17 protein-coding genes are annotated in these 19,393 nt (G+C 74.0%); 12 read left to right on the forward strand and 5 right to left on the reverse strand.

Going from position 1 to position 19,393, the window contains the following annotated elements; genetic code table 11:
- Positions 1-157: 157 nt before the first annotated feature.
- Positions 158-1,336, forward strand: a complete 1,179-nt coding sequence (gene sucC / locus ACZ51S_RS11940; protein WP_388934641.1) for an ADP-forming succinate--CoA ligase subunit beta — start codon at positions 158-160, stop codon at positions 1,334-1,336.
- 21 nt (positions 1,337-1,357) lie between these two features.
- A complete protein-coding gene (gene sucD / locus ACZ51S_RS11945) occupies positions 1,358-2,248 on the forward strand; it encodes a succinate--CoA ligase subunit alpha (protein ID WP_030710487.1) in 891 nt (296 codons plus the stop codon).
- 64 nt (positions 2,249-2,312) lie between these two features.
- On the opposite strand, the gene ACZ51S_RS11950 is transcribed toward sucD, so the two are convergent.
- The gene (locus ACZ51S_RS11950; RefSeq protein ID WP_468960643.1) at positions 2,313-3,953 is read right to left on the reverse strand and encodes a helix-turn-helix domain-containing protein; all 1,641 of its coding nucleotides are present in this window, start codon (positions 3,951-3,953) and stop codon (positions 2,313-2,315) included.
- Positions 3,954-4,072: 119 nt separating this feature from the next.
- On the opposite strand from ACZ51S_RS11950, the gene ACZ51S_RS11955 reads away from it, so the two are divergent.
- Entirely contained in the window at positions 4,073-5,599 is a 1,527-nt protein-coding gene (locus tag ACZ51S_RS11955; RefSeq protein WP_468960645.1) for a cell division protein PerM, read from the forward strand.
- Positions 5,600-6,198: 599 nt separating this feature from the next.
- Here ACZ51S_RS11955 and ACZ51S_RS11960 read toward each other — a convergent pair.
- Positions 6,199-6,777: a hypothetical protein gene (locus ACZ51S_RS11960; protein WP_468475429.1), complete on the reverse strand. Its 579-nt coding sequence runs from the start codon at positions 6,775-6,777 to the stop codon at positions 6,199-6,201.
- 250 nt (positions 6,778-7,027) lie between these two features.
- Here ACZ51S_RS11960 and purN point away from each other — a divergent pair, with 250 nt between their 5' ends.
- A complete protein-coding gene (gene purN, locus ACZ51S_RS11965) occupies positions 7,028-7,651 on the forward strand; it encodes a phosphoribosylglycinamide formyltransferase (protein ID WP_468475430.1) in 624 nt (207 codons plus the stop codon).
- Entirely contained in the window at positions 7,648-9,225 is a 1,578-nt protein-coding gene (gene purH / locus ACZ51S_RS11970; RefSeq protein WP_468960647.1) for a bifunctional phosphoribosylaminoimidazolecarboxamide formyltransferase/IMP cyclohydrolase, read from the forward strand. The genes purN and purH overlap by 4 nt, the downstream gene beginning before the upstream one ends.
- A 110-nt stretch (positions 9,226-9,335) precedes the next feature.
- Here purH and ACZ51S_RS11975 read toward each other — a convergent pair whose 3' ends face one another.
- Positions 9,336-10,070, reverse strand: a complete 735-nt coding sequence (locus tag ACZ51S_RS11975; RefSeq protein ID WP_468475432.1) for an RDD family protein — start codon at positions 10,068-10,070, stop codon at positions 9,336-9,338.
- 254 nt (positions 10,071-10,324) lie between these two features.
- On the opposite strand from ACZ51S_RS11975, the gene ACZ51S_RS11980 reads away from it, so the two are divergent.
- The 6 genes from ACZ51S_RS11980 (at position 10,325) to ACZ51S_RS12005 (ending at position 16,490) form a co-directional block, all read left to right on the forward strand.
- Positions 10,325-11,185: a bifunctional methylenetetrahydrofolate dehydrogenase/methenyltetrahydrofolate cyclohydrolase gene (locus ACZ51S_RS11980; protein WP_468803808.1), complete on the forward strand. Its 861-nt coding sequence runs from the start codon at positions 10,325-10,327 to the stop codon at positions 11,183-11,185.
- Positions 11,186-11,192: 7 nt separating this feature from the next.
- Entirely contained in the window at positions 11,193-11,708 is a 516-nt protein-coding gene (locus ACZ51S_RS11985) for a DUF3017 domain-containing protein (protein WP_468803809.1), read from the forward strand.
- 528 nt (positions 11,709-12,236) lie between these two features.
- Positions 12,237-13,226: a malate dehydrogenase gene (locus ACZ51S_RS11990; RefSeq protein ID WP_468803810.1), complete on the forward strand. Its 990-nt coding sequence runs from the start codon at positions 12,237-12,239 to the stop codon at positions 13,224-13,226.
- 140 nt (positions 13,227-13,366) lie between these two features.
- Positions 13,367-15,142, forward strand: coding sequence for a hypothetical protein (locus ACZ51S_RS11995; protein ID WP_468960649.1), 1,776 nt, complete (start codon positions 13,367-13,369; stop codon positions 15,140-15,142).
- The gene (locus ACZ51S_RS12000) at positions 15,132-15,506 is read left to right on the forward strand and encodes a hypothetical protein (RefSeq protein WP_468475437.1); all 375 of its coding nucleotides are present in this window, start codon (positions 15,132-15,134) and stop codon (positions 15,504-15,506) included. The genes ACZ51S_RS11995 and ACZ51S_RS12000 overlap by 11 nt, the downstream gene beginning before the upstream one ends.
- 216 nt (positions 15,507-15,722) lie before the next feature.
- Complete coding sequence (locus ACZ51S_RS12005; protein WP_468884654.1) at positions 15,723-16,490, forward strand: hypothetical protein; 768 nt, start codon at positions 15,723-15,725, stop codon at positions 16,488-16,490.
- A gap of 26 nt (positions 16,491-16,516) precedes the next feature.
- Here ACZ51S_RS12005 and ACZ51S_RS12010 read toward each other — a convergent pair whose 3' ends face one another.
- The gene (locus ACZ51S_RS12010) at positions 16,517-17,032 is read right to left on the reverse strand and encodes a carboxymuconolactone decarboxylase family protein (protein ID WP_468803813.1); all 516 of its coding nucleotides are present in this window, start codon (positions 17,030-17,032) and stop codon (positions 16,517-16,519) included.
- A gap of 46 nt (positions 17,033-17,078) precedes the next feature.
- Between ACZ51S_RS12010 and pdxR the strand changes: the two genes are divergently transcribed.
- Complete coding sequence (gene pdxR / locus ACZ51S_RS12015) at positions 17,079-18,500, forward strand: MocR-like pyridoxine biosynthesis transcription factor PdxR (RefSeq protein ID WP_468475440.1); 1,422 nt, start codon at positions 17,079-17,081, stop codon at positions 18,498-18,500.
- Between the two features lie 20 nt (positions 18,501-18,520).
- On the opposite strand, the gene ACZ51S_RS12020 is transcribed toward pdxR, so the two are convergent.
- Entirely contained in the window at positions 18,521-19,363 is an 843-nt protein-coding gene (locus tag ACZ51S_RS12020) for a DMT family protein (protein ID WP_468803815.1), read from the reverse strand.
- Positions 19,364-19,393 lie beyond the last annotated feature (30 nt).

Below are 19,393 nucleotides of genomic sequence, written 5' to 3' on the forward strand. Positions count from 1 at the left end.
CACGGGGATAACCTGCGAGACGGACATGCCGCGTCCACGGTCACCGTGTGCGCCTTCCTAGTGACAGCGCCGTCACGTTGCCCTCCGCGGCACGCCCACGCAGATAGCAGACAAACCGCGAATCACTGCGAATCTTTAAGACAAGGGACGGACGCGCGTGGACCTGTTCGAGTACCAGGCGAGGGACCTCTTCGCCAAGCACGGTGTACCGGTGCTGGCCGGTGAAGTCATCGACACGCCTGAGGCGGCTCGCGAGGCCACCGAGAAGCTGGGCGGCAAGTCGGTCGTCAAGGCCCAGGTTAAGGTCGGCGGCCGCGGCAAGGCCGGTGGCGTGAAGCTCGCCGCCACCCCGGACGAGGCCGTCGCCCGCGCGACGGACATCCTCGGCATGGACATCAAGGGCCACACGGTCCACAAGGTGATGATCGCCGAGACCGCGCCGGAGATCCTCGAGGAGTACTACGTCTCGTACCTCCTCGACCGCACCAACCGCACCTTCCTGGCCATGGCCTCGGTCGCGGGCGGCATGGACATCGAGCAGGTCGCCGAGGAGACCCCGGAGAAGCTCGCCAAGGTCCCGGTGAACGCCAACGAGGGCGTGACCATCGAGAAGGCCCGCGAGATCGTCGCCCTGGCGAAGTTCCCGGCCGAGGTCGCCGAGCAGGTCGCCGAGGTCCTCGTGACCCTGTGGCAGACCTTCATCGCCGAGGACGCGCTCCTCGTCGAGGTCAACCCGCTCGCGAAGGTCGCCTCCGGTGACGTCATCGCGCTCGACGGCAAGGTCTCGCTCGACGAGAACGCCGAGTTCCGCCAGCCGGGCCACGAGGAGTTCGTGGACCACGCCGCCGCGAACCCGCTCGAGGCCGCCGCCAAGGAGAAGGGCCTCAACTACGTCAAGCTCGACGGCGAGGTCGGCATCATCGGCAACGGCGCGGGTCTCGTCATGAGCACCCTGGACGTCGTCGCGTACGCCGGTGAGAACCACGGTGGCGTCAAGCCCGCCAACTTCCTCGACATCGGCGGTGGCGCCTCCGCCGCCGTCATGGCCAACGGCCTCGAGATCATCCTCGGCGACCCGGACGTCAAGTCCGTGTTCGTCAACGTCTTCGGTGGCATCACCGCGTGTGACGAGGTCGCCAACGGCATCGTCCAGGCGCTGCAGCTGCTCGAGGACCGGGGCGAGGCGGTCACCAAGCCGCTGGTCGTCCGCCTCGACGGCAACAACGCCGAGCTGGGTCGCAAGATCCTTTCGGACGCCAACCACCCGCTGGTGCAGCGCGTGGACACCATGGACGGCGCGGCCGACAAGGCCGCCGAGCTCGCGGCTGCGAAGTAAGGGCAGAGGTCACAGACTCACATGGCTATCTTCCTCAACAAGGACAGCAAGGTCATCGTCCAGGGCATGACCGGTGCCACGGGCATGAAGCACACCAAGCTGATGCTGGCTGACGGCACCAACATCGTCGGCGGCGTGAACCCGCGCAAGGCCGGCACGACCGTCGACTTCGACGGCACCGAGGTCCCGGTCTTCGGCTCCGTCGCCGAGGCGATGGAGAAGACGGGCGCCAACGTCTCCGTCCTCTTCGTCCCGCCGGCCTTCGCCAAGGCCGCGGTCGTCGAGGCCATCGACGCCGAGATCCCGCTGGCCGTCGTGATCACCGAGGGCATCGCGGTGCACGACTCCGCCGCCTTCTGGGCGTACGCGACCGCCAAGGGCAACAAGACCCGCATCATCGGTCCGAACTGCCCGGGTCTCATCACCCCCGGCCAGTCCAACGCCGGCATCATCCCGGGCGACATCACCAAGCCCGGCAAGATCGGTCTCGTGTCCAAGTCCGGCACGCTGACCTACCAGATGATGTACGAGCTGCGCGACATCGGCTTCACCTCCGCCGTCGGCATCGGTGGCGACCCGGTCATCGGCACCACGCACATCGACGCCCTGGAGGCCTTCGAGGCCGACCCGGAGACCGAGCTCATCGTCATGATCGGCGAGATCGGCGGCGACGCCGAGGAGCGTGCGGCGGACTTCATCGCGAAGAACGTCACCAAGCCGGTCGTCGGCTACGTCGCGGGCTTCACCGCCCCCGAGGGCAAGACCATGGGCCACGCCGGCGCCATCGTCTCCGGCTCCTCCGGCACCGCGCAGGCCAAGAAGGAGGCCCTCGAGGCCGCCGGCGTCAAGGTCGGCAAGACGCCGACCGAGACCGCCAAGCTGGCGCGCGAGATCCTGAACGCCGCCCAGTAGGCAGCAGCTGTACGGACGTACGGGCGTGGCCCGCACCCCCTGGGGTGCGGGCCACGCCCGTTCCTCATTCGGGCTGCGGGGCGAGCCGTTGGGGTCCGGCGGCCGGGTCGGCCCGCAGCTTGTCCTGGAGGAACCGGCCGGTCTCCGTGAGCCGCGGGGGGCCGCTGAGCGGCGGCACCCCCGAGACGCTCGCGCCGGGGGCGATCGGCGGCTCGTAGTGGTCCGGGGCGGTGACGGTGGTGTATCCCGTCGACGCGGCGATCACGGCGGTCAGGACGAGCGCGGCCCGCGCCAGCCGCCGGGCCCGGTGCTCGCTGACGGTCCGGACGGTGGCCGCCGGGCGCGGCTCCAGGGACACGGCGGGCCGCACCGCGCCGAGCCGCTCGCGCAGCAGGGCCGACCGCTGCTCGGGCGTCAGACCGGCCAGCCCGGGGATCCGGCGGACGAGTTCGGCGTGCGCGCGCAGCAGGCGGTGCCCGGCGGCCGGGGTGCTGGCCTCGGTCTCCGCGGCGGTGTCGGGCAGGTCGAGGCCGACGCCGTCGTAGAGCAGCACGGTCCGGCGGTGTACGGGCGGCAGGGCGAGGAGGGCGTCCAGCAGGATCCGGTCGGCGGGGTCGGCCGGGAGCCGGTCGGGGTGGCGGTGGGCCCGGCGGAACCGGTGCCAGGGGGAGAGGGCGTATTCGTACGCGGCCGAGCGGACCCACCCCACCGGGTCGGGGTCGGTGGCCACCTCGGGCCAGCGCCCCCAGGCCTGCCGGAACGCCACCTCGACGGAGTGCAGGGCGAGGGCGCGGCGGCCGGTGAGCAGGTAGGCCTGGCGGACGAGCGCGGCGGCGGCGTGGTCGTAGAGGGCGTCGAAGGCCTCGACGGGATCTTCCGGGGGTTTCGGCCGGGGGCCGTAGGGCCGGGTCGCGGGAGTGGCAGCCGCCGGGGCGGCGGGGGCCGGCTCTTCGCGCGCGGCGGCCGGCGGGGCGGCCGGGAGCCCCTGCGGGGTGCCGGGTTCCGCTCCGGTGTGGGCGGGGCCGCCCTGGTGAAACGGTTCCTCGGGGGCGGGTGTCACCGCGGCCGGGGCGGTGGGGCCCGCGGAGGCGGGGGCGATCTCGGTAGCGGTGGGTGCCGGGGCGGGGGCAGCCGGGAGGGCCGGTTCCGCCGGGACCGGACGGGCCGGGTGCGCCTCCTGGGCCGGGTATGGCTCCTGCGGCGTGTGGGTCGCCTGGGCTGTTTGGGCCGTGTGGGTTGCCCAGGCCTCCCCGGGCGCCTGAGCTGCCTGGGTTGCCTGAGTCGGCTGGGCTCCCTGGCCCGCCTGAGCCTCCCGGGCCTCCCGGGCTGCCTGAGTCGTCTGAGCCGACTGGGCCTCCCGGGCCTCCCGGGCCTCCCGGGCCGACTGGGGCGTCCTGGCCGGCGGCTGTGCGGCGCGTTTCGCGACGTTCCGGGGCCGCCGGGTGGGCGGGCCCGCCGCCACCGGCCGTACCGGGGCGGCCCCGGTGGCGGCGAGCCGGTCCAGGAGCGCCGCGTACGCCTCGCGCGTGCGCCCGCGAGGCTCGGTGCGGCCGCACTCCCAGGAGCGGACGGTGGCCGCGGTGACACCGGCCCGGGCCGCGACCTCCTCGTACGTCAGCCCGCCCGACTCTCGCAGCCACCGGCGCTCCTTGGGGGACGGGAGGCCCAGCTCCGAGCCGGAGGACGTTTCGACGTCTTGTGTCATGCCACTCTCCCCGCGACACGGCTGCTCTGGGCGAAAAAGTACATAAACGTATATTGAGCGACACAACGGTCAATCGGTTGTTACCCGGACATAGCGCGTGTCGAGGGCACCATGGCGGGGTGACCCAAGTGACCGAACGCGGGACCCCGTTGCCGACGGCCCCGCGGGCCGCCACCGCGCGGCGACGCTCACCGGCGGCCGCCGCCTGCGTGCTGGGCGGTGCCGTGGCCGCCGGACTGGGGCTCGGCTTCCTCGCCGTGCTCGTGATCGTGCTGTGGATCAGCTCCCCCTACCCCGACAGCGGCCCCGGCGGCGCACTGCACCTCGCCGCCGGCCTGTGGCTGATGGCCCACGGCACGGAACTCGTCCGCTACGAAACCCTCTCCGGCGTCCCGGCGCCCGTCGGGCTAGTCCCGCTGCTGCTCGTGGCGCTGCCCGTGCTGCTCATGCGGCGCGCGGCCCGGCTCGGCAGCGCCTCGGGGGACGCCGCCGGGGCGGAGGGGGACGAGGTGCTGCCGGCCAGTGCCGTGTTCTCCGCCGTCACCTGCGGCTACCTGACCGTCGGTGCGCTCGCCACGGTGTACGCGGCCGGCGGGCCGATGCCGGCGGACCCGCTCAGCGCCGCCTGGCACGTGCCGCTGGTGGCCGTGCTCGCCGCCGCCGGCGGGGTGTGGGCGGCCAAGGGCAAACCGCTGGGGCCCTTGCCGCAGTGGGTTCCGGGGAGCGTACGCCGGGCCGTCGCGCGCCCCCGGTACGCGCTGGCGCTGCGCTCCGGCGGGGCGGGGGTACTCGTCCTGCTGGGCGGCGGGGCCCTGCTCGTCGGGGCCTCCCTGATGTGGCACGGGACGGAGGCGCGGAGTTCCTTCCTGGCGCTGACCGGGGTGTGGTCGGGGCGGTTCGCGGTGCTGCTGCTCGCGCTGGCGCTGCTGCCGAACGCGATGGTGTGGGGCGCGGCGTACGGGCTCGGGCCCGGGTTCGCGCTCGGCGCGGGGTCGGTGGCGACCCCGTTCGGGCTGGAGGGAGCGCCCTCGCTGCCGAGGTTCCCGCTGCTGGCCGCGCTGCCGTCGCCGGGGCCCGGGACGCCCGTCACCTGGGCGGCGCTGGCGGTGCCGGTGGCGGCGGGGCTGGCGGTGGGGTGGTTCGCGGTGCGGCGGGCGCGGGAGGTCTCGTACGGGGAGACCGCGCTGACGGCGGCACTGGGCTCGGTGGTGTGCGGCCTGGCGACGGCCGGCCTGGCGGCGGCTTCGGCGGGGCCGCTGGGGTCGCGGGCGCTTGCGGGCGTGGGGCCGGTGTGGTGGGCGGCGGGGAGCGCGGCGGCGGGGTGGACGCTGGTGCTGTCCGTGCCGTTGGCGGTGGGGGTGCAGGCGTGGCGGACGCGGCCGGTGCGTTGTGCGGAGGGTGGGGGGACGGGCGGGGACGCGTGGCACGACTCGGGGGTGCGGGAGCTTCGGTGGGAGGCGTTGCGGAGGGCGGCGGAGCCGTTGGTGGCGCCGGTGGCTCCGCCGGCGGCGCCGGTGGCGCCGGCGGCTCCGGTGGATCCGGTGGCTCCGGCGGTGGCCGCACCCGTGCCGGCTCCTGCGGAACCGTTGCTGCCGACGGCGGTGGTGGGGGCGCGGGTGCTGGCGCGGCGGCGTCCCGGGGGCTGAGCCCGGGCGGGGCCGGGGGTGCCGCTTCGCGGAGCGGTCCCCTACCCGCCCTTCGCCCGTTCCCCGGGGCGCCGCCCCGGACCCCGCGCCTCAAACGCCGACGGGGCTGGGTTGGGGCGGGGCGGGTCGTTTGGCTGGGGGCCGTGTGCCAGGGGCTCTGCCCCCGGACCCCCGCGCCTCAAACGCCGGCGGGGCTGGAGGGTGCCCGACCGTCGGGGGCTGGGCCTGCCGACGGGGCTGGGTTGGGGTGGGGCGGGTCGCTTGGCTGGGGGCCGTGTGCCAAGGGCTCTGCCCCCGGACCCCCGCGCCTCAAACGCCGGCGGGGCTGGAGTTGCCCCAGCGTCGGCGGGGGCCGCTGAGCTGCCGGCTGGGGCTGGGGCTGGGGCTGGGGGTGCTGAGCTGCCGGCTGGGGCTGGGCGCCAGGCGCCCGGGTGGGGCTGGAGATGCCTCACGCGCCTTCGAGGTGCCTCGCGGCGCCCGGCGGGCTGGAGGTGCCCCAACGCCGGCGGGGCCGGAGTTGCCCAAGCACCGGCGGGCGGGCGCCGCTCAGCCGGGCTGGGGCTGGAGGTGTCCCGAGCGGCGGCGAGGGCGCTTCGGGGTCAGCGTTGGACCTTGAGGATCTTGCCGATGGCGTTGTCCGGGAGGAGGGTGTTGCATTCCAGTTCCGCCGTGCGGGTCAAGGCGTCGTCGCGGCAGACGTAGAAGTCCTTGTACGCCAGCTGCAGCCCGTACGAGCTGGCCGCCAGCAGCAGCGCCAGCGACGCCGTGACCAGGCCGCTCACCGCCGCCGCGCGCTGCGGGCGGGCGGCCGGGCCCAGTGCGGCCAGGCCGCCGGGGTCCGCTTCGGTCGCGGGGCGGCCGCGGAGGGCGCTGATGCCCCAGTACATGGCCAGCGCGCCCAGCAGCAGGCCGACCGACGGGATCCCGAAGATCCCGAAGAAGAACCCCCACATGCCCGACAGCAGCGCGTACCGCGCGCGCCGCTGGACCGGGTCGGTCGGGTCCCACCGGGCCGGGCCCTCGGGGGCGGGGTCCGTGGGGCCGCCGCCCGGACCGCCGCCGCCGTCCTGCGGCCGCTGCGGCTGCCGGGGCTGCCACGGCTGGTCGGGCCGGCCCTCCGGGGGCGCCGCGAAGGGGTTGTCTTCGGTCGAGGGGTCGGGCTGACGGCGGTCCGGCATCGAGTGCGTAACTTCCCCTGTGTCGTGGACGGCGCGCGCCCCGCGTGCGGTGGGCGCGTACCGCGTCGTTCGCGGCTTGTACGCCAGACGCTACCGCCCGCCCGTCCCCCCGTCCCTCGGGGGCGGTCCGGTGTGCCGGTATCGTTGCAGGCGGTCGGTGGCTTCGTATGGTCCCCCGTATATCGGTACCCCGAAGTTTCGTATGACCACACAAGACGAACGACGCAAATCCTGTGAGAAAGGGCCTCCCATGGCCGCCTCCCGCCTGGTCGTGCTGGTTTCCGGCTCCGGCACCAACCTCCAGGCCCTGCTCGACGCCATCGACGCCCACCCCGGCGGAGCCGAGGGGTTCGGGGCCGAGGTCGTCGCCGTAGGGGCCGACCGCGAGGACATCGCGGGCCTCGAACGGGCGGAGAAGGCGGGGATCCCCACCTTCGTGTGTCCGGTGAAGGCCTACGGGAGCCGTGAGGAGTGGGACGCCGCCCTCACCGCGGCGACCGACGCCCACGCGCCGGACCTCGTCGTCTCCGCCGGGTTCATGAAGATCGTCGGGAAGAGCTTCATCGACCGCTTCGGCGGACGGTTCATCAACACCCACCCCGCCCTCCTCCCGGCCTTCCCCGGCGCGCACGGGGTGCGCGACGCCCTCGCGTACGGCGCGAAGGTCACCGGCTGCACGGTCCACTTCGTGGACAGCGGCGTGGACACCGGTCCGATCATCGCCCAGGGTGTCGTCGAGATCCGGGACGGGGAGGACGAAGCCGCGCTCCATGAGCGCATCAAGGAAGTCGAGCGCCAGCTGCTCGTCGACGTCGTGGGGCGCCTGGCCCGGCACGGCTACCGCATTGAGGGACGAAAGGTAACAATCCAGTGACCGCCAACGAAACGACGACGACTCAGCGGCCGATCCGCCGCGCGCTCGTGAGTGTCTACGACAAGACGGGACTGGAAGAGCTGGCCCGCGGCCTCCACGAGGCGGGCGTCGCGCTCGTCTCCACGGGCTCCACGGCGTCGCGGATCGCCGCGGCCGGGGTGCCCGTCACCAAGGTCGAGGAGCTCACCGGCTTCCCCGAGTGCCTCGACGGCCGCGTCAAGACCCTCCACCCCCGCGTGCACGCCGGGATCCTCGCCGACCTGCGCCTGGAGGACCACCGGAACCAGCTCGCCGAGCTGGGCGTGGAGCCCTTCGACCTGGTGATCGTCAACCTGTACCCGTTCCGGGAGACCGTCGCCTCCGGCGCCACCCCCGACGAGTGCGTCGAGCAGATCGACATTGGCGGCCCCTCGATGGTCCGCGCCGCCGCCAAGAACCACCCCTCGGTCGCGGTCGTCACCAGCCCCGCCCGCTACGCCGACGTCCTCGCGGCCGCCCAGGGCGGCGGCTTCGACCTGACCGCCCGCAAGCGGCTCGCGGCCGAGGCCTTCCAGCACACCGCGGCCTACGACGTGGCCGTCGCCTCCTGGTTCACCAACGCCTACGCCCCGGAGGGCGGGGAGGGCGACCTGCCCGAGTTCCTGGCCGGCGCCTGGGAGCGCAAGGCGACCCTGCGCTACGGCGAGAACCCGCACCAGGCCGCCGCGCTCTACACGGACGGCCGGCCGGGCGGGCTCGCCAACGCCGAGCAGCTGCACGGCAAGGAGATGTCCTTCAACAACTACGTGGACACCGAGGCCGCCCGCCGGGCCGCCTACGACCACGAAGAGCCCTGCGTCGCGATCATCAAGCACGCCAACCCGTGCGGCATCGCCGTGGGCCAGGACGTGGCCGCCGCGCACCGCAAGGCGCACGCCTGCGACCCGCTGTCGGCCTTCGGCGGCGTCATCGCCGTCAACCGCCCGGTGACCGTCGAGCTCGCCGAGCAGGTCGCGGAGATCTTCACCGAGGTCATCGCCGCCCCCGGCTACGAGGACGGCGCGCTGGAGGTCCTGGCCAAGAAGAAGAACATCCGCGTCCTGAAGGTGGACGGCACCCCGCACCAGCCGGGCGACCTCAAGCCGATCTCGGGCGGCACGCTGCTCCAGCAGTCGGACGTCTTCCAGGCCGAGGGCGACGACCCGGCCAACTGGACCCTCGCCACCGGCGACGCGCTGTCCGCGGACGAGCTGGCCGAGCTCGCCTTCGCGTGGAAGGCCTGCCGCGCCGTCAAGTCCAACGCGATCCTGCTCGCCAAGGACGGCGCCTCGGTCGGCGTCGGCATGGGCCAGGTCAACCGCGTCGACTCGGCGAAGCTCGCCGTCGAGCGGGCGGGCGCGGAGCGCGCGCAGGGTTCGTACGCGGCCTCGGACGCGTTCTTCCCCTTCCCGGACGGGCTGGAGATCCTGACCGCGGCCGGCATCAAGGCCGTGGTGCAGCCGGGCGGTTCGGTCCGCGACGAGCAGGTCGTCGAGGCGGCGAAGAAGGCGGGCGTGACGATGTACTTCACCGGCACCCGCCACTTCTTCCACTGAGGCGCGGACAGGCGCGGACAGGCACGGACACGGCGAAGGCCGCCACCCGCACCAGCGGGTGGCGGCCTTCGCCGTGTGAGCACGTGTGAGCGGTGACAGCGGTGCTGCGGTTACTTCGTCTTGACGACGATGGTGCCGGCCGCGCGGTCGTGCCAGCCCTGGAGCTTGCCCGAGTTGTCGAAGAACGGGGACAGGTAGACCAGGACCTGGCCGATGCCGCAGAGGAAGCTGCCGACCATCGGGATGATCCAGCGGATGAAGCCGCCGCCGAGGCCGGGGGCCTGGCCGGTGTTCTCCTTGACGACCTTCAGGCTCAGGGCCATCTTGCCGAGCGTCGCGCCGACGAAGGAGATCATCAGCCACTCGTAGAGCAGGGTGGCGATACCGATGAGGGCGAGGGTGCCGAACAGAGCGGCGATCATGCCGCCGGCCGCCTCCGCCTGGTCGTTGACGCACTGCTGGTACGCGGCCGACGCGTAGTCCGTACCGCAGTCCTCGACCGACTCCGCGAGGCCCAGCGCCCCGGCGAGACCGATGGCCATGAGGATCCAGACGAGGACCGAGATGGCCAGGCCGTCGATCAGGCGGGCGCCGAAGCGGCGGCCCATCGTCGCGACCTGGACGGTGCCGAGGCCCGCCACGTTGATGTAGCCGTTGTTGGCCTGGAGGGTGCCCGGCGCCTGCGGCGGGACACCGTACGGCTGCTGGCCCTGCTGCGGGTAGCCGTAACCGGGCTGGCCCTGCGGCGGGACGCCCTGCGGGGCCTGCTGCGGGTAGCCGTAGCCGGGCTGGCCCTGCGGCGGCTGCTGCTGCCCGTAAGGGTTGTTCGGGTCGCCGAAGCTCATCTGGGTCTTTCCTCCGTGAAGTGCGGGGACGCACGGCACACCTGGAGGACACTTGCTTCTGCGGTACGCCCCCCCGGCACTGCCCGCGGCACTCTTTCCGATCGTCTTGCTGCCCGTCATCGTGGTGGGCCCGCACCGGGCTTGTCCAGTTGGTTGCCGGAGCGGGTCAGACTTGTTGTGCAAGTGCAATCAAGAGCGCGATCCGGCCGCCTCCCGATTGGAAGCCGGGCCGCCCCATCCGGGAGGATGCCCCCATGACCGCCCAGATTCTCGATGGCAAGGCCACCGCGGCCGCGATCAAATCCGAACTGAAGGCCCGCGTGGAGCAGCTGAAGGCCCGGGGCGTCACCCCCGGCCTGGGCACCCTCCTGGTCGGCGACGACCCGGGCAGCCGCTGGTACGTCAACGGCAAGCACAAGGACTGCGCCGAGGTCGGCATCGCCTCCATCCAGCGCGAACTGCCCGCGACGGCCTCCCAGGAGGACATCGAGGCGGTCGTGCGGGAGCTGAACGCCGACCCGGCCTGCACGGGCTACATCGTCCAACTGCCGCTCCCCAAGGGAATCGACACCAACCGCGTCCTGGAACTGATGGATCCGGCGAAGGACGCCGACGGCCTGCACCCGACGTCGCTGGGCCGGCTGGTGCTGGGCGTACAGGGCCCGCTGCCCTGTACTCCGTACGGGATCGTCGAGCTGCTGCGTCACCACGGCGTCGAGATCAACGGCGCGCACGTCGTCGTGCTCGGCCGGGGCATCACCGTCGGCCGCTCCATCGGGCTGCTGCTCACCCGCAAGTCCGAGAACGCCACCGTGACGCTGTGCCACACCGGTACGCGCGACCTCGCGGGGCTGCTGCGCCAGGCGGACATCATCGTCGCGGCGGCGGGCGTCCCGCACCTGGTGAAGCCCGAGGACGTGAAGCCGGGCGCGGCCGTGCTCGACGTCGGCGTGAGCCGCGACGAGAGCGGGAAGATCGTCGGGGACGTCCACCCGGGCGTCGCCGAGGTGGCGGGCTGGATCTCCCCGAACCCGGGCGGTGTCGGCCCGATGACCCGGGCGCAGCTGCTGGTGAACGTCGTCGAGGCGGCGGAGCGGACCACCAGTGCGGGCTGAGCACGAGGTGAGCGGTACGGGAGGGGCCTCCGCCCCGGAGCCCCGCCCGGAGGACGGCGGCGCGGAGGGCGGCCCGGAGCCCCGCCCGGAGGACGGTGCGAAGGGCGGCGCGGAGCGCGGTCCCGCCGCGGCCCCCGCGCGGTCCCGGCGCTTCCCCACCGTCACCCAGGACACGGCCCGCCCCGAGGGCGGCGGCCGCGCCATCCCCGGAGCGGTGTCCGCGCCCGCCCGCCAGTGGCCGATGCTCAGCGTCCTCGCCGCCACCGCGGTGGGGCTGCTGACCACGGCGGTGGGACAGCCGCGGATCGGCTGCCTGGTGATCGGCGTCGCGCTGATCGCCGCGGCGGTGATGCGGCGCGTCCTGCCCTCGGTGGGCATGCTCGCGGTGCGCTCCCGGTTCACCGACATGATCACGTACGGGGTGCTGGGCGTGGCCATCACCCTGCTCGCGCTGGTCATGGAGCCGAAACCCTGGCTGGAGTTCCCGTTCCTGGAGAGCGCGGTCCGCTTCACGGTCCGCTAGGTCCTGTCGTCAAAGTAGCGCCGGTCAGGTCCGCGGCGTCCGGTGCCGTGCATCGCAAGGCGGAGGGGCGCCCGCGTACTGGACGTACTCGGGCGCCCCGACAACGCGGCGAGGTGCGGTGCCGGGGGCCGCGGGCCAGGCGGGACTTTGACGACAGGGGCTAGGTGCTGCCGGGGTCCGGCGGGCGTCCCGTCGGACCCCGTCGGCTCCGCCACCGCTGTCGGCCGCCCGGGTCGGGTACGTCGGGTACGTCGAAGGGCGCCGGACGGGCGAGATCTTCCCCGTGGAGCAACGGCGGGGAGCAAGGGCATACGCCCGTCCGGACCTTCGAAACCTCCCGATCCGGGGCCCGTGTGCCGCGGACCACAGGGACCGGGGGGTTGGGGGCCCCGCGGGTCGGATAGCCTGACCGCGGATGTCTCTTCACGTCAAGATTCACAGGACAGGGAAGCGGCGTCCTTCCCCCTACAGGGGGTCCAGCACATGGGGCGGGGACGCCCCACCGCCAGCTGTCTAACGGAGAAGGCCATGACCCGCACTCCCGTGAATGTCACTGTCACCGGCGCCGCCGGCCAGATCGGCTACGCGCTGCTCTTCCGCATCGCGTCCGGCCACCTGCTCGGCGCGGACGTGCCGGTCAAGCTCCGCCTCCTGGAGATCCCCCAGGGCATGAAGGCCGCCGAGGGCACCGCCATGGAGCTCGACGACTGCGCCTTCCCGCTGCTCAAGGGCATCGACATCTTCGACGACCCGAACCAGGGCTTCGACGGCGCCAACGTCGCGCTGCTCGTCGGCGCCCGCCCGCGCACCAAGGGCATGGAGCGCGGTGACCTGCTCGCCGCCAACGGCGGCATCTTCAAGCCGCAGGGCGCCGCGATCAACGCGCACGCCGCGGACGACATCAAGGTCCTGGTCGTGGGCAACCCGGCCAACACCAACGCGCTCATCGCGCAGGCCGCCGCTCCGGACGTACCGGCCGAGCGCTTCACCGCGATGACCCGCCTGGACCACAACCGCGCGATCACGCAGCTGGCCCAGAAGACCGGCGCCGACGTCACCGACATCAAGCGCCTGACGATCTGGGGCAACCACTCGGCCACCCAGTACCCGGACATCTTCCACGCGGAGATCGCCGGCAAGAACGCCGCCGAGGTCGTGGCCGACGAGGCGTGGCTCGCCGACACCTTCATCCCGACCGTCGCCAAGCGCGGCGCCGCGATCATCGATGCCCGTGGCGCCTCCTCGGCCGCCTCGGCCGCCAACGCCGCCATCGACCACGTGCACACCTGGGTCAACGGCACCGCCGCGGGCGACTGGACGTCGATGGGCATCCCGTCGGACGGCTCCTACGGCGTCCCGCAGGGCCTCATCTCCTCCTTCCCGGTCACCTGCGCCGACGGCAAGTACGAGATCGTCCAGGGCCTGGACATCAACGAGTTCTCCCGTGCGCGCATCGACGCGTCGGTGGCGGAGCTCGTCGAGGAGCGCGACGCGGTGCGCGAGCTCGGCCTGATCTGATCGCCCTGACGGCGCTCGCCCCTCGGGTTCACCCGATCGTGTGATCGTCGCGAACGCCCTGCGCCCCGGCCAAACCAGGCCGGGGCGCTTTGGCGTGAAAGCGCCTGTCTATCCATGTAGGTGGTAAATAAGGTCGCCCGGTGACCGACCACCTGATTCCTCCTCAGTCCGGCGGCGATCTCCCGGCGGAGGCTCACGGCGGCCGCCCACCCGTTCACCCCTCCCTCAGCGAAGCCGGCCGCCTCCTGTGCGCGGGGACCTACCTCGACGCCGCCTACCGGGACCGGGTGATCGATGAACTGTTCGTCCACGAGGAACGCATCGCCGCCCCCTCCTACGGCTTCGACGCCACCCGCGTACTCGCCCACGCGCTCCGCGCCCGCCGCGTCGAACTGGCCTGGGCCGGCGGGGTCATCGGCGCCTGGTTCGTGGGCTCCCTGCTGACCAGCGGGGCGCTGAGCCTGCTGCTCTTCCCCTTCCTCCTGCTGAGCTTCGCCAACTGGCTGCGCGACCGCCGCCACGGCCTCGTGCGCTTCCTGTCCGTGCTGGTCAGGGTGTACGGCTGGGTGATGCTGCTGCTGGCCCTCGTCGCGTACTGGCCGGCCGTGGCCGGCGACCGGGAGAGCGGGGACCCCTCCCGGTTCTTCTTCTTCATCGGCGACAGCGGCGACATCGGCGACAGCGGCGACAGCGGCTACGACGGCTCCGGCGGGTTCGGCGGTTCGAGCGGCCTCGGGGACTCCGGCGACTCGTCCTTCCTCATCCTGTGGCTGACCCCCCTCGCGTTCGCGGCCGTCGTCACCCTGGTCGGCCTCCAGCGCGGGCACGGCGCCCGCATCGTCACCCGGGACCTGGAGCCGCGCCGCTACGCCGACCCGTCCGCCGATCCCGTCACGGAGAGCCCCCGCTTCGCCCGCGTCCGCGACCGGATCCGGGCCGAACAGCACTCCCCGTTGGTCATGTACAACATCAACGCCCCCTTCACCGGGGCCGGGGACGCCTTCCGCCCCTGGCAGCTGTCCGTCGAGCTGCGCCCCCGCGAGGACCTCGGCCCCGACCGGAAGCCGCAGCCCGTCACCAACGCCCACATCGTGGAGCGCATCGTCCCGCTGCTGCACGCCCTGCGCATGCCCTCCCCGCACGGTTCGCGGGAGGCCCAGGCGGCGGTACTGGACCGGCTCCGCGAGCTGGTCGTCGACGAGTGCGTCTTCCTCCCGGCGGTCGGCCTCCCGCACCGGGACGCGGCGCCGCTGTCCCCGCAGCGGTTCGCCGAACACCGGCTCGGCGCCATGGAGGAGGGCGGGGAGCGGCGCAGGCACTTCCTGCGCATCCGGGTCGGCGGCTGGGACGAGAACCTCGTCGTCACCGTCTTCGTACGGGTCCACACCCAGGGCCGCATGCTGATGCTGGAAGTGGCCCCGCACGTCCTGCTGCCGGTCCGCACCCGTTTCCAGAACGCCGACGCGGCCGCCCAGCGCCTGCTGAACAACAGCTGGTTCGGCAAGGCGGTCGGGGCGCTCGCCGCGACCCCCGGCTCGTTCGTCGCCTCCGTCACCACCCTGGCAGGCGGCGCCGCCAGCTGGTGGCGGATCGTCACCGGCGGCCACGGGGGCGCCCGCCCCGAAGGGCCGGAGGTTTCCGTACGGGAACTCGCAGCCATGGACGACGGCTCGCTCTTCCACCTCATGGACCTCGCCCGCTACCTGAAAACCATTCAGGACCGCGTCGTGGGCGGGGTTACCGTCGCCCTGCACGAAGCGGGCTGGCACACCGAGGAGTTCGCGCAGCGCGCGGTCCACATCGCCGAGGGCGGCATCTACATCCAGTCGATGAACAACAGCGCCGCCAGCTTCGGCGGCAGCCATAACACCAACACCATCGGTACGAGCGGCAAGGGGAGCAGCGGTGGCAAGTAACGGGGAGGGGCGCGCGGTCCGGATCGGCGACGTCCACGGCAGCGCCTTCAGCATCGGCGGCAGCGACAACACCAACACCGTCCACCACCACAGCGGTACGCAGGACCGCGCGCCCGGCGCCGCGGAGCTGCTGGAGGCCGTACGCGAACTGCGCGCCGCCCTCGTACGGCTGCCCCGCAGCCCCGAACGCGCGCGGCTCGACGCCGAACTCGACGAGGCGGCCGGAGAGCTGGAGGAGGCCGAGGAGATCCGGCCCGGGCTGCCCGCGCGGCTGCGCGGGGCACTGGAGCGGTGGGCCCCGCTGGTGGAGACGCTGGGCGCGGCCACCGCGCTGGGCGGGCTGCTGGCCTCGCTGGGAGGCTGACCGGTGTCCTCGTCCGACGGCGCCCGGTGGGATCCGCAGTCGCAGCGGTGGGAGTGGGGCCCCGCCCCGGACTCCGGCCGGGCCGCCGGCGCGGCTCCGGATTCCGGCCCGGCTTCCGCTCCCGGCCCGGCTCCGGATCCCGCTCCCGGTCCCGCCCCCGCTCCGCCACGCCCCGTACCGCCGGACACGCCGACCCCGCTGCCCGCGTTGCCGCCGATGCCTCCGCCCACCGCGCCGGGGTACCACGAGCCGTGGCCCCCGGTGCCGGCCGCGCCCGTGCCCCCGCCGCCCCCGCCCCCGCCGGGCGGCGCGCAGCAGTGGCGTACCCCGGTGCTGGTCGGGCTGGCGGCGGCGGTCGTGGGCGGCGCCGCGGTGGCGGCGTGGATGGCGCTCGGCGACCAGGACGGCCCCGAGGCCTCGGCGCGGCCGCCGGCCTCCCTGTCGTCGCCGCCGACGGCCACCGGGTCCGGGCCCGGGAGTGAGCCCGCGAGCCCGTCTCCGGCCACGAGCGGACCCCCGGCCACCGCCCCCTCCCCGGGCGGCAGCGCCGGCTACACCGTGGTGCGCGACGAGAACGGCTTCTCGGTGGCCGTCCCCACCGGCTGGGAACCCAGCACGGACGAGACGGGCAGCGGGTCCTTCTACCGCCGGCCCGGCGACCGCAGCGCCCTGCTCCAGATCTTCCGGGTCACGGAGAGCGGTGCCATCGGCTCCTGCGAACTGCTGCGCACCTCCTCCGACCAGCTGCGCGACGCGACGTCCGGCTACCGGCAGGTGTCCGTCGAACCGACGGCCGGGGCAGGCTGCGAACTGGTCTACGAGTACGACAGCGTGGAGTCGAACGGCCGCCGCCGGGGCGTGGAGCGGATCGTCACCGCCCCCGACGGCCGGCGGTGGGCCCTGCTGGCGGCCGGCCCGGCCGCCGACAGCGCGACGACGCGCGCACACCTGACGGCGGCCCTGGAGTCCTTCCGGACCGACTGACCGGACCTTCCCGGCGGGAGGGCCGGTCAGGCCTTCTTCGCCGCCGGGGTGTAGTGCCCCGGGGTCATGCGGGTGGTGACGCCGATCCGGTTCCAGACGTTGATCGTCGCGATGACGGCGATCAACTGGGCCAGCTCGGCCTCCGCGAAGTGCTTCTCCGCCCGCGCGTACACCTCGTCCGGTACGAAGCCGTCCGTCAGGACGGTGACGGCCTCGGTCAGTTCGATCGCGGCCAGCTCCTTCTCGGTGTAGAAGTGCCGCGACTCCTCCCAGGCGCCGAGCAGCAGGACGCGCTCGATGCTCTCTCCGGCGGCGAGCGCGTCCTTGGCGTGCATGTCCAGGCAGAAGGCACAGTGGTTGATCTGCGAGGCGCGGATCTTGACGAGTTCGACGAGGCTCGGGTCGAGGCCCTTCTTCGCCGCGATCTCCAGGCCGATGACGGCCTTGTAGACCTCGGGGGCGGCCTTGGCGAACTGCATCCGGGGGGCGTGCTCGGCGGCGAGCTCGGGGCTGCGGTCGTGGTTGCTTTCCTGGTTGCTCATGGCTCCACCGTACGAAGGAGGCGGCCCGCCTATATGGTCCATGTTCATGACGGGATCATGGGCCACTTTCGGTGCCGACCTGCACCTGGACCTCGCCGCGGCGGCGGGCGGCCGGGGCCTGCGGGCCGCGCTCACGGAGGCGCTGCGGGAGGCCGCGCGCAGCGGGCGGCTCGCGCCCGGGACACGGCTGCCGTCGTCCCGTTCCTTCGCCGCCGACCTGGGGATCGCCCGCAACACCGTCGCCGAGGCGTACGCGGAACTCGTCGCCGAGGGCTGGCTGACCGCCCGCCAGGGCTCGGGCACCCGCGTCGCCGAGCGGGCCAGGGTCCGCAGGGCCGCCGGCTCCCCGCAGGTACGCCGCCCCGCGCGCCGGGGGCCCGCGTACAGCCTGGTCGCCGGCTCCCCGGACCTGAGCGGCTTCCCCCGCGCCGCGTGGCTGGCGGCGGCCCGGCGGGCCCTGACCGGCGCCCCGAACGACGCCTTGGGGTACGCCTCCGACGCGCGCGGCCGGGTGGAGCTGCGGGAGGCGCTCGCCGGGTACCTGGCGCGGGCGCGCGGGGTGTACGCGGACCCGGACCGGATCGTGCTGTGCGCCGGCTTCGCGCACGCCCTGACGCTGCTCGGCCGGGTACTGAGGGGGCGTCGGGTGCGGGAGGCGGCCGTGGAGGGATACGGCCTCGACGTGCACCGGGAGCTGCTGGCCGGGGCCGGGCTGGTGACCCGGCCGCTGTGGGTGGACGAGGCCGGCGCCCGCACCCCGGACCTGACCGGACTCGGACCCCGCACGGGCGCGGTGCTGCTGACCCCGGCGCACCAGTTCCCGACGGGCGCGGCCCTCACCCCCGGGCGCCGGGCGGCGGCCGTGGACTGGGCGCGGACCACGGGCGGGGTGATCCTGGAGGACGACTACGACGGGGAGTTCCGTTACGACCGCCAGCCCGTCGGTGCGCTCCAGGGCCTGGACCCGGACCGGGTGGTGTACCTGGGCACCGCGAGCAAGTCCCTGGCCCCCGCGCTGCGGATGGGGTGGATGGTGGTCCCGCCGGACCTGCTGGAGGAGGTGCTGGCGGCGAAGGGCCCGGTCGACTGGACGTCCAGCGCCCTGGACCAGCTGACCCTGGCGGAGTTCCTCACCTCCGGGGCGTACGACCGCCACGTGCGCGGCATGCGCCTGCGCTACCGGCGCCGCCGGGACGAGCTGGTGGCCGCGGTGGCGGGCAGGGTGCCCGTCTCGGGCATCGCGGCCGGGCTGCACGCGGTGCTGGACCTCCCGCCGGGCACGGAGCGGTCCGTCGTCCAGGCCGCCGCCTGGCAGGACCTGGCCCTGGAGGGCCTGGCGCGGTTCCGCCACCCGGACTCGGCGATGCCGCCGCGCGAGGCCCTGATCGTCGGCTACGGCACCCCCTCCACCAGCGCCTGGCCCCCCGCCCTGAGGGCCCTGTCGGCCGCCCTGCCCCCGCCCGCCTGAGCCCGCGCCCCGCCGCGCGCCTACGGTTCCGGCTCCGGTCCGGGTTCGCCGAAGCGGGACAGGGCCAGGGATCCGGCCACCGCCACCGCGAAGCCGGCCACCGCGAGCCAGGTCAGCCCCTCGCGGGTGCGGTCCCCGAGCCACGCCACGCCCACGGCCGCCGGGCCGACCGTCTCGCCCAGCACCAGGCCCGCCGTCGCCGCCGTCACGGAGCCGCGCTGCAGGGCGGAGGTGAGCAGCAGGAACGCGGCCGCCCCGCCCAGCAGCAGCGCGTACAGCGCGGGGTCGCGCAGCGCCCGGGGTGAGACGGAGTCGATGAGCCGGACCGCCACCTCCACCACCCCGAAGCCCGTCCCCGCGGCCAGCCCCAGCACCAGCGCGCGCGGCCCGTCCGGCAGCCGCCCCGCCACCGTGCCGACCGCGGGCACCAGCACCGCCACGCCCAGCAGGCCCAGCTCCAGCGCGGGGGTGCCGCTGCCGGAGCCCTCCTCGCCCGAGGCCAGCCCGAGCATCAGCAGCCCCGCGCACACCACCCCCACCGCGCCCCGTTCCAGCCGCGACAGCCGCACCCGCAGCAGCCGGGCCGCGACCACGGCGGTCACCGCCAGGCTGGCGGCCAGCGCGGCCCCCACCGCGTAGATCGGAACGTGCCGCAGGGCGATGATCTGGAGCACGAAGCCGACCGCGTCCAGTGCGAGCCCCACCACGTACCGCCACTGCCGCACCGCCCGCAGGAACAGTGCCGCGTCCACGCCGGCGGCCGCACCCGGCCGGGCCGCCGCCCGGGCCGCCACGGCCTGGAGTACGGACGCCGTGCCGAAACAGACCGCCGCACCCAGTGCGCAAACCACCCCAAGCAGCACGAACCGACTCTAGGTCACCATCGTGACAAG

This window comes from Streptomyces sp. NPDC034043, assembly GCF_055575675.1.

What these genes read in the sequence shown, in the direction of transcription:
- sucD (WP_030710487.1), top strand. Translation starts at nt 1,358, where the DNA reads ATGGCTATCTTCCTCAACAAGGACAGCAAGGTCATCGTCCAGGGCATG.
- ACZ51S_RS11950 (WP_468960643.1), bottom strand. Translation starts at nt 3,953, where the DNA reads ATGACACAAGACGTCGAAACGTCCTCCGGCTCGGAGCTGGGCCTCCCG.
- ACZ51S_RS11960 (WP_468475429.1), bottom strand. Translation starts at nt 6,777, where the DNA reads ATGCCGGACCGCCGTCAGCCCGACCCCTCGACCGAAGACAACCCCTTC.
- purN (WP_468475430.1), top strand. Translation starts at nt 7,028, where the DNA reads ATGGCCGCCTCCCGCCTGGTCGTGCTGGTTTCCGGCTCCGGCACCAAC.
- ACZ51S_RS11975 (WP_468475432.1), bottom strand. Translation starts at nt 10,070, where the DNA reads ATGAGCTTCGGCGACCCGAACAACCCTTACGGGCAGCAGCAGCCGCCG.
- ACZ51S_RS11980 (WP_468803808.1), top strand. Translation starts at nt 10,325, where the DNA reads ATGACCGCCCAGATTCTCGATGGCAAGGCCACCGCGGCCGCGATCAAA.
- ACZ51S_RS11990 (WP_468803810.1), top strand. Translation starts at nt 12,237, where the DNA reads ATGACCCGCACTCCCGTGAATGTCACTGTCACCGGCGCCGCCGGCCAG.
- ACZ51S_RS12005 (WP_468884654.1), top strand. Translation starts at nt 15,723, where the DNA reads ATGCCTCCGCCCACCGCGCCGGGGTACCACGAGCCGTGGCCCCCGGTG.
- ACZ51S_RS12010 (WP_468803813.1), bottom strand. Translation starts at nt 17,032, where the DNA reads ATGAGCAACCAGGAAAGCAACCACGACCGCAGCCCCGAGCTCGCCGCC.
- pdxR (WP_468475440.1), top strand. Translation starts at nt 17,079, where the DNA reads ATGACGGGATCATGGGCCACTTTCGGTGCCGACCTGCACCTGGACCTC.